We start from the raw sequence: 14621 nt of genomic DNA on the forward strand, positions 1-14621 counted from the left end.
CATGGTACCGAGCGCGGGCTAGAAGTCGACCAGCGCGATCGCGATGTGCACCTCGTCGCCCAGCTCCACGCCCTCCGCGGAGCGCACGGCCTTCTTGATCGGCAGGGAGTAGGCGCGATCGCTCGGAAAGATCGAGGTGCGCCACCTGCTCGCACCAAGCGAGACATCGACCCGCACCGAGCCGAAGCCTTTCTCCATCCCGGCGACGACCTGCTGGATCTCGTCGGAGACCTCCTCCGGCACCGAGGCGAACACCCAGGTCGAATCGACTCGGCCCTTCCACCGCCACAGCTCGCTCGTGAACTCATACCGCATGCGCGTCACCTGCCATCAGCGGGACGAGGTGCAGATGCAGGCCTCATTCCCCTCCGCATCCGCCACGACCCACCAGTCGGGCGCGAACTCATCGGTGACGAGCGTTCCTCCAGCCTCGAGCGTCGCCTCGAGTCGCTCCTCCGCATCCTCGGCGGGCACGTAGACATCCATGTGCAGGCGGTTGCGCTCGGTGCGCGCGACATCCATGCCCTGAAACCAGACCCTTGGGCCAAGCCGCCGCGGGTCTGCCAGCTCGACCCCACCGTCGCTCGCGGGCACCTCCACGTAGTCGAGCACGGCCTTCCAAAACGGCCGGATGGCGTCGGCGTCGCGTGCATCGATCGCGAGTTCGTAGAGGCTCAGCACGGCCTTGGCGGGCGTTGCACCGGCATCCGCCGCGGCAGCATCGATGCGGGCGGCGAGGTCGAGGTCGCGCTCCGTCACTCCCCCGGCGTCGTGCGAGGTCAACTCGAACGCCACACGCCCCCATCCGAGGCGCACCTCCGGATGGTGGTTCAGCTCGTCGGCGATCTCCGCCACTGTCGCGACCATCCGCGCGGCCGAGGCGAAATCCACCGTGCGGTAGGAGCCCCGGAGGGCACGTTGGAGGTGCGAGAAAGCGCTCTCGCGCAGGCTGTCGGCGGTCTGTTCAGGAAGCAGCGTGGCTGTGGAGTCGTTCAGCATGCGCCCACACTGGCCCGCCCGAGGGTTCGATGCAAGACCCCATCACCGATACGCCAGCACGCTCGAGGGATCGCCCAGGATGTCGCCGACCGCCGTCAGGAACTCGGAGCCCTGCCTGCCGTCGACCAGTCGGTGATCGAAGGAAAGCGTGAGGCTCACGACAGAACGCAGTGCCACCTCACCCTCGTGCTCCCACGGTCGCTTCCGCACCGCGCCGAGCGCAAGGATCGCTGCCTCGCCCGGGGGCAGGATCGGCGTGCCCGCGTCGACCCCGAAGACTCCCACGTTCGTGATCGTGAAGGTGCCACCAGCCAGCTGCGCGGGAGTCGTGGTCGCCTCACGCGCCTTCGTGACAAGTTCCGTCATCGCGCTGGCGAGCTCGACGAAGGAGAGCCGATCCGCGTCGTGAATGTGCGGCACGAGAAGTCCGCGGTCGGTGGCCACCGCGATGCCGAGCCCCACGTGGGCGAACTCCACCACCTCGTCGCGCTCAGCGTCCCAGCGGCTGTTGATCGCGGGCGAGGTGCGCAGCGCGCTGAGGCAGGCGGCCGCCGCGATCGTGAGGAAGCCCACGCGCGTTCCCTCCAGGCGCGGGTGCCGCTTGAGTCTCTCCACGAGGCCGAGGCTCTCAGTCACATCGACATCGAGGCGCAGGCTCGCGTGCGGCGCCGTAAACGCGCTGTGCACCATGGCCTCGGCCATGCGTCGACGCACTCCAGCGATGGGCACGCGCGTGTCGCTTCCTCGTGCACCGAGGGGCGAGCGGTTTGGATCCCGCGGCGCGGCATCCGAGGCACGCTGCGGCTCCTCGGCAGCGTCGCTGCGTGAGGCAAGCCACTCCTCCCGACGGTGGCGCCGGCGCGGTCGCTCCGCCGATGCGACCTTGGGGCCGTAGCCGACCAGCACCGAGGTGCGCTCGGGTGCTGGCGGCGTCTCGGGAGGTGTGGGCGTCGGCGGGGCAGGCGGCGGCTCCGGCGCGTCCGGGATGCTCTCGGCCGCATCGGGGGGTTCGGCCGAGATCGGCGGTACCTCCACCGTTAAGCTCAGCCCCCCAGCATCCGCTGTCTCGATCGTGATGATTGGCGTGCCGACCCGCACGGTCGTGCCCGGCTCGACGAGAAGCTGGGAGATCGTGCCCGCGAAGGGCGACGGCAGCTCGACAAGCGCCTTGGCCGTCTCGACCTCGGCAAGCACCTGGTTGAGCTCGACGGTGTCGCCGACGTCGACCTCCCACGAGACGATCTCCGACTCCGTCAGCCCCTCGCCGAGGTCGGGGAGGGCGAACTCCTGCACGCTCATGCCGGCCTCCCCGCGGGTGCTGACCAGCCGGTGAGCGAATTGACACGGCCGAGGGCGCGGTCGATGCCGTCGAGCAGCCGATCGAGGTCGGGGAGGAAGTGCTCCTCGAGTCGCGACGCGGGATAGGGCACGTCGTGCCCCGTCACGCGCACGGGCGCCGAACGCAGGTGTTCGAAACAACGCTCCGTGACGCTCGTGGCGATCTCTGCACCGAGTCCCCCAAACTGCTGCGCCTCGTGGGTGACGACGAGGCGCCCCGTCCGGCGCACGGATGCCTCGACCGTCTCGAAGTCGACGGGCGACAGCGAACGGAGATCGACGACCTCGACCGAGACGCCCTCATCCGCGGCGGCCACGGCGGCATCGATCGCCGTCGCGACGAGCGGACCGTAGGCGACGAGCGTGACATCCGCCCCCTCCATCACGACCCGAGCGCGGTCGAGCGGCGGCGCCGCCTGCATCGCGTCCTCGACCTCGCCCTTGACCCAGTACCGGCGCTTGGGCTCGAAGAAGATGACGGGATCGTCACTCGCGATCGCCTGGCGCACCATCCAGTGGGCGTCCTGCGGGTTCGAGCAGGTGACGACGCGGAGCCCGGAGGTGTGGGTGAAGTAGGCCTCGGGTGACTCCGAGTGGTGTTCGACCGCCCCGATGCCGCCTCCGTAGGGCACGCGCACCGTGATCGGCATGCGCACGACCCCGCGGGTGCGGTAGTGCAGCTTGGCCACCTGTGCCACGATCTGGTCGAAGGCCGGGTAGATGAAGCCATCGAACTGGATCTCGACGACGGGACGATAGCCGCGATAGGCGAGGCCGACCGCCGTGCCCAGGATCCCCGCCTCAGCGAGTGGCGTGTCCATGACCCGGTCGGCCCCGAAGTCGCGCTGCAGGCCGTCCGTCACGCGGAACACGCCGCCAAGCCGGCCGATGTCCTCCCCCATGATCACGACGCGATCATCCTGGGCGAGGGCGTGGCGCAGTCCCGAAGTGATCGCGGAGGCGAGAGTGAGCTCGGTCATGCCTCGTCGCCACCCTCGAACATCGCGAGGTATGCCTCGTACTGGCTCCTCTGCCGGTTCAGCCACGCGGTCGGCTCGGTGTACACATGGTCGAAGAGCTTGAGCGCTTCCGGGTCTGGCAGGCCGACGCAGGCGGCCCGCATGGCTGCGGCCGTCGCATCCGCCTTCTCCTTCACCGCGGCGCGATGCGCGTCCCCGAGCACCCCGAGTTGCTCGAGGTGCCGCTCGAGCCTGTCGATCGGGTCCTTCGCGGCCCACTCCTCGCGCTCGAGGGGGTCCTCATAACGGCTCGGATCATCGGAGGTCGTGTGTGGCCCCATACGATAGGTCACCGCTTCGATCCACGACGGCCCGTCGCCGGAGCGTGCACGCTCGAGCGCCCACCGCGTCGCCGCCATGACCGCGATCACGTCGTTGCCGTCGACGCGCATGCTCGGGATGCCGAAGCCCGGAGCGCGATCCGCGAGCGGCCGACGGGCCACGAGCCCGACGGGCTCCGAGATCGCCCAGTGGTTGTTCTGGCAGAAGAACACGACGGGAGCGGAGTAGGTCGCGGCGAAGACCATGGCCTCGTTGACGTCGCCCTGGCTCGTCGCGCCGTCGCCGAAGTAGGCGATGGCCGTCGAGTCGACGCCGTCCTTGGCGCACCCCATCGCATAGCCGGTCGCGTGCAGCGTCTGCGCCCCGATGATGATCGCCGGTGGCGCCATGCCGAACTCGAAGGGGTTCCAGCCGGATGCCGCCGTGCCGCGCCACATCGGCATGATGGTGTCGATCGCGATGCCCCGGCAGTACGCGACGGCGTGCTCGCGATAGCTCGTGAACACGAAGTCATCAGAACGCAGTGCCCTCGCCGAGCCGACCTGCGCAGCCTCCTGGCCGAGCAGCGGCGGCCAGAGGCCGAGCTGGCCCTGCCGCTGCAGCGCCACGCCTTCCATGTCAATGCGGCGCACCGTCACCATGTCCTCGTGCAGGGCGAGCAAGCGCTCGGGCGTGAGATCGGCGACGAAGTGATCGAGGGGAGGGTTCGGGTGCCGCGTGCCATCCGGGGCGAGCATCGTGACGAGCTGTTCCCCCGGCCGCTGGAGCCGCGTGGGCTCATCGTGCGGAGCGCCGGATGCGGCGTCGACCTCGCGGCTAGAACTGACAACGACCGAACTCATGCTGCCTCCTCGACCGGTGCCGACCGCAGCAGGTGAGCCATGGCGGGCACGATCCTCTCGGCTCGGGCTTGTGGCTCGAACCGACCGGGCCACTCTGCCCGGTGAACGCGACGCTACGCATGCGCAGCCCAGAAATCAAGCACCGCGATCAAGCACCCGTGCCGTCACGCGACGCCGGAGTGCACCGCACGCTATCGTGGGGCGCAATCGAGCGACTCATCGCCCCGGAGGGACCAACGGATGCCACAGCCCCACGCACCTTCGCACCTCGCCGCAGACGCGATCGTGATCGGCGCGGGACTCGCCGGCCTCGTTGCCGCGGCCGAACTCCTCGAGGCGGGACGGTCCGTCATCGTGCTGGAGCAGGAGCCCGAGGCCAGCCTCGGCGGGCAGGCGTGGTGGGCGTTCGGCGGCCTCTTCCTCGTCGACTCGCCCGAGCAGCGGCGCCTCGGGGTGCGCGACAGCCTGGAATTGGCTCGACAGGACTGGTACGCGAGCGCGGGCTTCGATCGAGACGATGAAGACCTGTGGGCGCGCCGCTGGGCCGACGCCTACCTCGAGTTCGCGGCGGGTGAGAAGCGGGCGTGGCTGCACGGCATGGGGGTGCGCTGGTTCCCCGTGGTCGGCTGGGCCGAACGTGGTGGCGGCACCGCCATGACGCACGGCAACTCGGTGCCGCGGTTCCACATCACCTGGGGCACGGGACCCGGTGTCGTCGCGCCGTTCATCGCCCGAGTCCGCGCGGCGCAGGCGACGGGTCGCGCAACGCTCGCCTTCCGGCACAGGGTCGACGAACTCATCTTGGAAGACGGCGCCGTCGTGGGGGCTCGCGGCGTCGTGCTGACGCCGCATCCGGCGGCGCGGGGTGCAGCGAGCGGCCGCGGGGTCGCCGGAGACTTCGAGGCGCGTGCGGCATCCGTCATCGTCGCTTCCGGCGGGATCGGCGGCAACCACGACATGGTGCGCGCGCAGTGGCCCGCGCGACTCGGCACACCCCCGGAACGCATGCTCTCCGGTGTGCCAGCGCACGTCGATGGTCGGATGCTCGCCATCAGTGAGCGCGCGGGCGGACGCCTCGTGAACGGCGACCGCATGTGGCATTACGTGGAGGGCATCGAGAACTGGGATCCCGTCTGGGCGAGGCACGGCATCCGTATTCTCCCTGGGCCCTCCAGCGTTTGGCTGGATGCGACGGGCAAGCGCCTGCCAACCCCGCTCTTTCCAGGCTTCGACACGCTAGGCACCCTCGAGTACCTCCGAAAGACCGGCCACGACCACAGCTGGTTCGTGCTGACGCAGAAGATCATCGAGAAAGAATTCGCGCTCTCGGGCAGCGAGCAGAATCCCGACCTCACGGGCAAGGATGTGCCGCTGCTGCTCGAGCGCATCAAGAAGGGTGCCCCCGGGCCGGTCGAGGCCTTCAAGCGCAACGGCGCCGACTTCATCGTTGCCGACGACCTCGACGAGCTGCTGCGCAGCATGGCCGAGCTCGAGCCGGAGGTTCCATTCGACGCCGAGCGGGCACGCGCTGAGATCGTCGCCCGCGACCGTGAGATGGCCAACGAGTTCACGAAGGACTCACAGGTCGCCGCCCTCCGCCAGGCGCGCAATTACAAGGGTGACAAGCTGATCCGTGTCGCAAGCCCGCATCGCATCCTCGATCCCGCCGCGGGTCCGCTCATCGCCGTGAGGATGCACGTGCTGACCCGCAAGAGCCTGGGCGGCCTGCAGACCGACCTCTCGGCCCGCGTGCTCGGCACCGATGGGGCACCCGTGCCGGGGCTGTATGCGGTTGGGGAGGCAGCCGGCTTCGGCGGCGGCGGCATGCACGGCTACCGTTCGCTCGAGGGCACGTTCCTCGGCGGCTGCCTGTTCAGCGGTCGTGTCGCGGGGCGCGCCGCAGCCGGGGCCTGATCAGGCGGGCTGCACTGTCGGCGCGATGCTGGGCAGCGCGTCGAAGACCGCGATCGGCCGGCCCGCCAGTTCGTGCACCTCGATGGGGGTGTCAAACACCTCGCTCAGGATGTCGTCGCGCATGATCTCTGCCGCCGTGCCGCTGTGGAGGATGCATCCGTCACGCATCGCGATGATGCGATCGGAGTAGGCGGCCGCGATGTTGATGTCGTGGACAATGATGACGATCGTCTTGCCGAGCTGGTCAGCCGCGTCGCGAAGCCTGCGCATCATGAGCACGGCGTGCTTCATGTCGAGGTTGTTGAGCGGCTCATCGAGCAGCACGTACTCGGTGTCCTGCGCGAGCACCATGGCGACGAAGGCGCGCTGGCGCTGCCCGCCGGAGAGCTGGTCGAGGAAGCGGTCGGCAAGTGGCTCGAGCCCCAGGAACTCGAGCGCGGAGTCGACGTGCTCGCGGTCGGCAGCCGTCAAGCTCCCCTGCGAGTGGGGAAAGCGCCCGTACCCGACGAGTTCACGCACGGTGAGCCTCGCCGTGACGTGATTCTCCTGCCGCAGGATCGACATCATCTTGGCGAGGTCGCGAGACTTGGCCACCTGCACGTCGAGCCCGCCGACCGAGACCGCCCCCGTGGTCGGCTCGAGGAGGCGACCGATGACGGTCATGAGGGTCGACTTGCCTGCCCCGTTGGGGCCGACGAGCGAGGTGATGCCGCCCTTCTCGATCTGTCCCGTGACAGGGCCGAGCACGGTGTCGTCGCCGTAGGACTTCGTGACGTCGGAGATCGTGATCACAGGGTTCCCTTTCGCAGGATCAGGATGAGGAAGAGGATGCCGCCGCCGAACTCGATGATGACGCTGAGCATCCCTGAGGCGTAGAAGATGTGCTGCAGCACGAACTGGCCCACGACCAGCGTCGTGAGGCCGACGAGGAACGCCATCGGCATGACGTAGGCATGCTTGTGCGTGCCCGTGAACTGGTACGACAGGATCGCGACGACGAAGCCGAAGAAGGTCATCGGCCCGACGAGGGCGGTCGACAGCGCGACGAGGAGGGCGATGACGATGAGCATGAGGGTGAGCTCGCGCTTGTACGAGATGCCGAGGTTCGTGGCGGTCTCCCTGCCCAAGAGCAGGGTGTCGAGGCGGTGGCGACGCTGCCAGAGGAACAGCGCCACGAGCACGCAGATGCCGGCCGCGATCGGCAGGTATCCCGCCTCGACGTTGCTCATGCGGCCGAAGAGCCTCGTCGAGAGCAGGTCGTAGTCGGTGGGGTCGAGCAGGCGCTGCACAAAAGTGCTCAGGCTGTCGAAAGCCATGCCGAAGACGACTCCGACGAGGAGGAGCAGGAAGAGGCTGCCGAAGCGCCCGGAGAAGAGCCAGCGGTAGAGGATCGTGGCGAAGACGACCATGAGTGCCGTCTGCGCGAGCAGCTTCGGGATGCCCTCCGTCTGTGCCAGCGCCGCTCCCCCGAAGAAGAAGACCATGAGCGTCTGCATGAGCGTGTAGAGGGAGTCGAAACCCATGATCGACGGCGACAGGATGCGGTTGCTCGTGACGGTATGGAAGATCACTGTTCCCACGCCCTGCGTGAAGGCGGCGATCGTCATCGCGCCGAGCATCGTCAATCGGCGGTCAAAGCTGAAGGCGAACGAGCCGCGGATGAAAAGCAGGAGGTAACAGGCGATCGCGACCACGAGGATGCCCGCGGCGAGGAGCAGCCTCGCCTTCGGCGACAGGGTAGGCAGGCGGCGTGCGCCGCGACGCAGGCGCATCCCCCGACTGACCCCGGCCGCTGCGGCGACCGCCTTCACGTCGGCACTAGACATGCGCCACCTTCCTCTGGCGCAGCACGAGGCCGATGAAGAGGGCAGCCCCAACGGCGCCCATGATGACGGAGGCGGGAATCTCCATGGGGGAGACGACCGTGCGGCCCACGAGGTCGCAGGCCAGCAGAAGCCCTGTGCCGATCACGGCGACCCAAGGCATGTTCTTGCGCAGGTCATCACCCATGAGCATCGAGACGAGGTTCGGCACCACGAGCCCCAGGAAGGGGATGAAGCCGACGACGACGGTCGTGACTCCGGTGGCGACGGCGACCATCATGACCCCGAGGAGCACGACCCGGTCGTAGTTCACGCCCGCGTTCGTCGCGAGGTCCTTGCCGAGGCCCGCTACCGTGAGGCGATCTGCGACGAGGAACGCGAGCACCGCGATGATCGCGACGACCCAGAGCGGCTCGTAGAACCCGCGGACGACGTTGCTGAAGCCGCCCGAGCGCCACGCGGTGAGCGCCTGGAGCAGGTTGAAGCTGTTGGCGAGGTAGGTGGTTCCCGCGCCGACGACCGCACCGAGCATGATGCCGACGAGCGGCACGATGAGCGATGAGCGAGAAGCGAGGCGCCGCAGCACGCCCAGGAAGATCGCCGTGCCGATGAAGGCGAAGACGCAGGCGATGAGCATCTTCAGCAGCGGCGGTGCCGAGGGGAAGAGAATGAGACCGACCAGCATCCCGAGTCCCGACCACTGCGCCGTGCCGGCAGTCGTAGGTTCGACGAACTTGTTCTGTGTGATCATCTGCATGATGACGCCGGAGATGCTCATCGCGATTGCGGCGAAGATGAGTGCGAGGGTGCGGGGCACCCTCGAGATGAGGAACATCTCCCACTGCGCGGGATCGGTCACAAGCCCGACCACCGAGATGTCATAGCCTCCGACGAGGAGTGAGGCCACGACAAGGGCGCCCGTCCCCACCGCGGTCGCGGTGAGGAGGGCGCGCCTCGTCGTCAGGGAAGTCACCGGGCGTTGAACGCCGCGACGATCTGCTGGTACACCGTCGTGTAGGCCTGGATGCCCTCGGTCACGTAGAAGTCGGGCTCGAGGTAGATCACCTGATCCTCGGTCATGAAGGTCGTCGCCTTCCATGCCTCCTGGGCCTCGACGACCTGCTTGGCGGGCGTGTACTCGCCCTCCGCCGCAATGGCGTCGCGGTCCATCACGATCATCCAGTCAGGGTTGGCCGCGGCGACCGTCTCGGGGGCGAGGCCCGAGTCCGCATGCACCGAATCGGCGTCGAGGTCCTGCTTCGCGAAGGCGTCGACGAGGTCGATCTCATCGAGGATGCGCGAGAGACGACCAGCGCCGTTGTCGATGCGCCCGCCGCTCGAGTTGGCGAGGAACACCGTCTCGCCGTTCGTGAGGTCGGCAGCGCCCTCGACGGCCTCATCCAGTTCCGCGATGAGCTCTGCTGCTTCGTCTTCGCGGTCAAAGATCTGCCCGAGGACCTCGGTCTGCGCGCGGAGTCCCGCCACGTAGCCGTCCTTGGACTCGTCGGACGGGGCAATGTCGATCACGGTCGCGATGGAGGAGAGTTCGTCGGTGAAGTCCTGGAAGCGCAGGCCTCCGATAATGAGCTCGGGCTCCGCCTCACTGACTGCCTCGAGGTTGGGCTCGCGGTGGCTGCCCGCATCAAAGATCTCCGCGTCGTCGTTCCAGGCGTCGAAGCCGCTCCGCGGAAGCAGGGGCTTTGGCACGGCAACAGGCTCGATCCCCCACGAGAGCAGGGTCTCGAAGGCGGTGTTGTCGAGCACGGCAACACGCTCCGGGTTCACGGGAACCTCAACGGCGCCCGTGTTGGTCTCGATCGTGATCATCTTCGCGGGGGCCGCGTCATCCGCTGCCGTGCTGTCGGAGGCGCAACCGCTCAGGAGTCCGACTGCGAGCACGGCAACGCCACTGAGGGCAACGACACTGGTGATTCTGGGCACGATGAGTTCTCCAGGAAGTGGGGTATTTGACGCCCCGCTTGGGCGCCGATCAGAAGGTTAGCATTGCCTAACCTAAGTTCCCAACTGGAGTGTTCCGCAGCGTGAAACGCGGCTCAGCGCTGCAGGGTCCAACCCCGTCGCCGCACGAGAACGTGCCCGCGCGGAGAGCTCAACCGCGTCCACGGCCCGGTCTCGAACACGCCGACAGGGCCCTCCGCGGGCTCTCCCAGGAACCCGAGCGAGAACGCACCAAATGCGGCACCAGCTGGCACGTACTCGAACCCAGGGATGCCACGGCCCCAGACCTCAGAGCGCACCCTGTGCACGAGCTGCTCCCCCATGCCCGTGGGAATCGCCTCGGCCACCTCCGCGATGCCGCCACGCGCGGTCGCATCCAAATGCGTCGCGTCGACCTCAGCGACCGAGCGCCAGCCCCCACGGGGCGGTGAGATCGCCGCCCACGTCGCCGTGTTCACCTGGATGGGAACTCCAACCGTCACCGCCGCCTCGCGGTCACGCTCGGCTCCCTGGAGGCGCACGAGCCGCTCCACGAGCGAGCGGATGGGAACGACGGCGTCGAAGCTTGAGTCGTCGTGGAGCGCGAAGGTGCGCAGGCCGAGCACGGTCGGGCTCTCATCGAGCAGTCCGATGGGAAAGATGACCCCCGTGTACACGGCAAGCACACCCGAGCCCGCAATGAGCCGGACCGCGCCGTCCTCGATGCGACTCGCGCGGCTCAGGTAGAGATGCAAGTCATCGAGGGAGAGGGAATCCGCAAGGGTGAAAGTATTACTCATCGCGGTTCTAAACTACTTGACAGGCTGGGCACCGCATGGCCAGCACCGGCATGCCGGGCAGCAGCGAAAAGGGAACGCCACTCAATGACTGACTCACCGATCGAGGAACTCCTCGCGACTCTCGATCTCAGCGACACGGGAGCCCGCACCTCATACGACATCTACACGGGCAAGAGCCAGTGGATGCACGGCGGACGCGTCTTCGGTGGCCAGGTGCTGGCCCAATCGGCGGTCGCCGCCATGCGCACGATCCCCGAGGGCCGCGTCATCCACTCGCTCCACGGGTACTTCCTGCGGCCGGGCGACGCGAGCAAGCCCATCACCTTCTCCGTCGCGCGCATCCACGACGGTCGCTCCTTCAGCGCCCGCAATGTGCAGAGTTATCAGGACGGTGTGCCGATCATGTCGCTCATCTGCTCCTTCCAGACCGAGGACACGGGCCTCGAGCACCAGGTGCCGATGCCGGAGAACATCCCGGACCCCGAGAGCCTCCCGACGACAGCGGCCGTGCTTGAGGGCATCGACCACCCGGCCGCCCGGCAGTGGTCGGAGGACCGCGCCTTCGACATCCGGCACGTCCCCTCCCCCATCTACCTGCGGGTCGAGGGCGAGCGAGTCGCGCACCAGGCGGTGTGGATGAAGGCCACCTCACCCCTCCCGGACGATCCCGAGATCCATCGCGCTGCCCTCGCCTACGCGAGCGACTACTCGCTGCTGGAGCCCATCCTGCGACGCCACGGCGTCTCCTGGATGACCCCCGGCCTCAAAATGGCGAGCCTCGATCACGCGATGTGGTGGCATCGCTTCGGGCGGGTCGACGAGTGGATCCTCTATGCGCAGGAGGCACCCAACGCGATCGGGGGTCGGGGGCTTGCCCTCGGCCGGTTCTTCCGGCGCGACGGCGCACTCATGGCGAGTGTGGCGCAAGAGGGCATGGTGCGGGTGCCCACGGCGGCCCTCGACTGAGGCTCAGCCGCGGCCGCTGAATGACACCGGCTCGCCGAGGTAGGGCGCCCAGGCGGCGTTCTCCTCGCGGGTCATCCGGCGCGGGCGATAGCCGTCCTCCTCGACGAACACCATCGTGCTCGACGCCCGGGCGTACACGGTCGGACTCGCCCCGTCGAAGAGCTCGTAGCCAATCGTCGCCCGTGCCCCGCTCAACGAGGTAAACCACAGCTGCACGTCGACGGGCGCGCGCTGGTATGCGAGCGGCCGGATGTACTCGATCCGATGCCCGGAGATGAGGCTCAGCGAGGAGCCGCCGGGCTCGAAGACTGCGGAGTCCAGCGGCTCGTCGCGAGAGTCATCCGATGCCCAGAAGGCCCTCACGCGGGCCTCTTCGAGGATGCGGAACACCTCGACATTGTTCACGTGGTTGTAGGCGTCGAGGTCGCCCCAGCGAAGGTGAACGGGCACATGGATTCGCACTACTGGACCTCCTGGCAGCATCCCTGAAACAAGTCGTGCACGCAGTTGGCGCATGACTTGGCCGAGGGTGCACGGGCGTCGGGCGACTCCACCACGACCGCATCAGGCTATTGCATTCCCCATCGACAGAGTCAGGGTCCACTCCGGGGGATGCCGGATGTCGGAGCCTCGCGCAGCGGCAAGGCTCGACTCATGGAGCAGGTGCCCAGTGAAACCGTTCTTGTGGCCGTGGCCGCCCTGGCCGCCGCAGGAACGGACGCGAACCTCGTTGCCGTCGCCGCGGCTGCCGCGATCGGGGCCCTGCTCGGTGACGCCACCACCCACGCCATGGGGAGCCGGATCTGCGTCGACAGGTTCCGCCGGATGCGGAGCCGCCGTGGGGCCTCCGCCGTCGGCTGGGCATGCCGAAGGCTGCAGGCGAGTGCAGCCATGGCCATCGGCGTGGCTATCGCCATTGTCATCGGCATTGCGATCGACCAGGTGCTCACCAAACGCTCGAGGGCGGCCGCCCGAAGGCAGGCCGCCCTCGAATCGGACGCGGTGGCGACTGGCGCTCAGTCGCGCGTGAGCTTGCGGTAGCTCGCTCGGCTCGGCTTCGCCGCGTCGGGACCGAGGCGCTCGATCTTGTTCTGCTCGTAGGATTCGAAGTTGCCCTCGAACCAGTGCCAGTAGCTCGGGTTCTCCTCCGTGCCCTCGTAGGCCAGGATGTGCGTGGCGATACGGTCGAGGAACCACCGGTCGTGGGTGATGACCACGGCGCAACCGGGGAACTCGAGGAGCGCGTTCTCAAGGCTCGACAGGGTCTCGATGTCGAGGTCGTTGGTCGGCTCATCGAGCAGCAGGAGGTTTCCGCCCTGCTTGAGCGTGAGCGCCAGGTTGAGCCTGTTGCGCTCACCACCGGAGAGCACGCCCGCCTTCTTCTGCTGGTCAGGACCCTTGAAGCCGAACTGGGAGACGTAGGCGCGCGAGGGGATCTCGGTCTTGCCCACCTGGATGTAGTCCTGGCCGTCGGAGACGACCTCCCACAGGTTCTTGTTGGGATCGATGCCGCCACGGCTCTGGTCGACATAGGAGATGTCGACCGTCTCACCGATCTTGAGATCCCCACCATCGAGCGGCTCGAGGCCCACGATCGTCTTGAAGAGTGTCGTCTTGCCGACGCCGTTGGGTCCGATGATGCCGACGATGCCGTTGCGGGGAAGGCTGAAGGAGAGCCCGTCGATGAGGACGCGGTCACCGAAGCCCTTCTTGAGGTTCTTCGCTTCGATCACGACGTCGCCGAGTCGTGGTCCCACGGGGATCACGATCTCCTCGAAGTCGAGCTTCCTGGTGCGCTCCGCCTCGGCAGCCATCTCCTCGTAGCGAGCAAGACGTGCCTTCGACTTGGCCTGGCGGCCCTTGGCGTTGGATCGCACCCACTCGAGCTCGCCCGCGAGGCGCTTCGCGAGCTTCTGGTCCTTCTTGCCCTGGATCTCGAGGCGCTCTGCCTTCTTCTCCAGGTAGGTCGAGTAGTTGCCCTCATAGGGGTAGAGGCGACCGCGGTCGACCTCACAGATCCACTCAGCCACGTGGTCGAGGAAGTACCGGTCGTGGGTCACGGCCATGACGGCGCCTGGGTACTTGGCCAGGTGCTGCTCGAGCCAGAGCACACTCTCGGCGTCGAGGTGGTTGGTGGGCTCGTCGAGGAGGAGCAGGTCAGGCTTCTCGAGGAGGAGCTTGCAGAGTGCGACGCGGCGCTTCTCACCGCCGGAGAGGTGCCCGACCTTCTCGTCGGCGGGCGGGCAGCGCAGGGCGTCCATGGCCTGCTCGAGCTGTGAGTCGAGGTCCCACGCGTCGGCGGCGTCGATGGCTTCCTGGAGCGTGCCCATCTCGGCCATGAGCGCATCGAAGTCAGCGTCGGGCTCGCCCATCGCGAGGGAAATCTCATTGAAACGGTCGATCTTGCCCTTGATTTCAGAGACGCCCTGCTGCACGTTCTCGAGCACGGTCTTGTCTTCGTCGAGCTCGGGCTCCTGCATGAGGATGCCGACCGAGAAGCCCGGCGTAAGTCGAGCCTCGCCGTTGCTCGGGGTGTCGAGCCCCGCCATGATTTTGAGGATCGTCGACTTACCGGCACCGTTCGGACCGACGACACCGATCTTGGCCCCGGGGAGGAAAGCCATGGTGACGTCGTCGAGAATCACCTTGTCGCCAACCGCCTTGCGGGCGCGGACCATCGAGTAAATGTATTCGGCCATG

The 14621-nt window shown here is 67.7% G+C and carries 15 protein-coding genes; 3 read left to right on the top strand and 12 right to left on the bottom strand.

Going from position 1 to position 14621, the window contains the following annotated elements; all coding sequences use genetic code 11:
- Window positions 1-18: 18 nt before the first annotated feature.
- The 5 genes from FVA74_RS07775 to pdhA are packed head-to-tail and all read right to left on the bottom strand — an operon-like array spanning window position 19 to window position 4480.
- Window positions 19-315 (bottom strand): DUF1905 domain-containing protein, encoded by a 297-nt coding sequence (locus tag FVA74_RS07775; RefSeq protein ID WP_147721483.1) that lies wholly within the window; start codon window positions 313-315, stop codon window positions 19-21.
- Between the two features lie 15 nt (window positions 316-330).
- Entirely contained in the window at window positions 331-999 is a 669-nt protein-coding gene (locus FVA74_RS07780) for a VOC family protein (RefSeq protein ID WP_147721484.1), read from the bottom strand.
- 42 nt (window positions 1000-1041) lie between these two features.
- Window positions 1042-2298 carry a dihydrolipoamide acetyltransferase family protein gene (locus FVA74_RS07785; RefSeq protein WP_147721485.1) on the bottom strand — a complete coding sequence of 419 codons (1257 nt, stop codon included), beginning with the start codon at window positions 2296-2298 and terminating at the stop codon, window positions 1042-1044.
- On the bottom strand, window positions 2295-3317 hold the full coding sequence (locus FVA74_RS07790) for an alpha-ketoacid dehydrogenase subunit beta (protein ID WP_147721486.1): 1023 nt from the start codon (window positions 3315-3317) through the stop codon (window positions 2295-2297). The genes FVA74_RS07785 and FVA74_RS07790 overlap by 4 nt, the downstream gene beginning before the upstream one ends.
- Entirely contained in the window at window positions 3314-4480 is a 1167-nt protein-coding gene (gene pdhA, locus FVA74_RS07795; RefSeq protein WP_147721487.1) for a pyruvate dehydrogenase (acetyl-transferring) E1 component subunit alpha, read from the bottom strand. The genes FVA74_RS07790 and pdhA overlap by 4 nt, the downstream gene beginning before the upstream one ends.
- 240 nt (window positions 4481-4720) lie before the next feature.
- On the opposite strand from pdhA, the gene FVA74_RS07800 reads away from it, so the two are divergent.
- Entirely contained in the window at window positions 4721-6394 is a 1674-nt protein-coding gene (locus tag FVA74_RS07800; protein WP_147721488.1) for an FAD-binding dehydrogenase, read from the top strand.
- Here the strand turns inward: FVA74_RS07800 and FVA74_RS07805 are convergent, their stop codons facing one another.
- The 5 genes from FVA74_RS07805 to FVA74_RS07825 all read right to left on the bottom strand — a co-directional run bounded on the left by FVA74_RS07805 (window position 6395) and on the right by FVA74_RS07825 (window position 10955).
- Window positions 6395-7186: an ABC transporter ATP-binding protein gene (locus FVA74_RS07805; RefSeq protein ID WP_147721489.1), complete on the bottom strand. Its 792-nt coding sequence runs from the start codon at window positions 7184-7186 to the stop codon at window positions 6395-6397. It abuts the gene before it with no gap.
- Entirely contained in the window at window positions 7183-8220 is a 1038-nt protein-coding gene (locus FVA74_RS07810) for an iron chelate uptake ABC transporter family permease subunit (RefSeq protein WP_147721490.1), read from the bottom strand. Before FVA74_RS07810 ends, FVA74_RS07805 begins: the two co-directional genes overlap by 4 nt.
- Window positions 8213-9190 carry an ABC transporter permease gene (locus FVA74_RS07815; protein ID WP_240792163.1) on the bottom strand — a complete coding sequence of 326 codons (978 nt, stop codon included), beginning with the start codon at window positions 9188-9190 and terminating at the stop codon, window positions 8213-8215. The genes FVA74_RS07810 and FVA74_RS07815 overlap by 8 nt, the downstream gene beginning before the upstream one ends.
- A complete protein-coding gene (locus FVA74_RS13740) occupies window positions 9187-10158 on the bottom strand; it encodes a siderophore ABC transporter substrate-binding protein (protein WP_240792164.1) in 972 nt (323 codons plus the stop codon). The genes FVA74_RS07815 and FVA74_RS13740 overlap by 4 nt, the downstream gene beginning before the upstream one ends.
- Window positions 10159-10271: 113 nt before the next feature.
- Window positions 10272-10955 (bottom strand): hypothetical protein, encoded by a 684-nt coding sequence (locus FVA74_RS07825; protein ID WP_147721491.1) that lies wholly within the window; start codon window positions 10953-10955, stop codon window positions 10272-10274.
- Between the two features lie 84 nt (window positions 10956-11039).
- On the opposite strand from FVA74_RS07825, the gene FVA74_RS07830 reads away from it, so the two are divergent.
- Window positions 11040-11921, top strand: coding sequence for an acyl-CoA thioesterase II (locus FVA74_RS07830; protein WP_147721492.1), 882 nt, complete (start codon window positions 11040-11042; stop codon window positions 11919-11921).
- Between the two features lie 3 nt (window positions 11922-11924).
- On the opposite strand, the gene FVA74_RS07835 is transcribed toward FVA74_RS07830, so the two are convergent.
- Window positions 11925-12383, bottom strand: a complete 459-nt coding sequence (locus tag FVA74_RS07835) for a thioesterase family protein (protein WP_240792165.1) — start codon at window positions 12381-12383, stop codon at window positions 11925-11927.
- Window positions 12384-12575: 192 nt separating this feature from the next.
- Here FVA74_RS07835 and FVA74_RS07840 point away from each other — a divergent pair, with 192 nt between their 5' ends.
- Window positions 12576-12962 carry a hypothetical protein gene (locus FVA74_RS07840; RefSeq protein ID WP_147721493.1) on the top strand — a complete coding sequence of 129 codons (387 nt, stop codon included), beginning with the start codon at window positions 12576-12578 and terminating at the stop codon, window positions 12960-12962.
- Here the strand turns inward: FVA74_RS07840 and ettA are convergent.
- Window positions 12938-14620 (bottom strand): energy-dependent translational throttle protein EttA, encoded by a 1683-nt coding sequence (ettA, locus tag FVA74_RS07845; RefSeq protein WP_147721494.1) that lies wholly within the window; start codon window positions 14618-14620, stop codon window positions 12938-12940. The genes FVA74_RS07840 and ettA overlap by 25 nt on opposite strands.
- Window position 14621 lies beyond the last annotated feature (1 nt).

Origin of the sequence: Salinibacterium sp. dk2585 (assembly GCF_008001035.1) — a bacterium.
Lineage (GTDB): Bacteria > Actinomycetota > Actinomycetes > Actinomycetales > Microbacteriaceae > Homoserinimonas.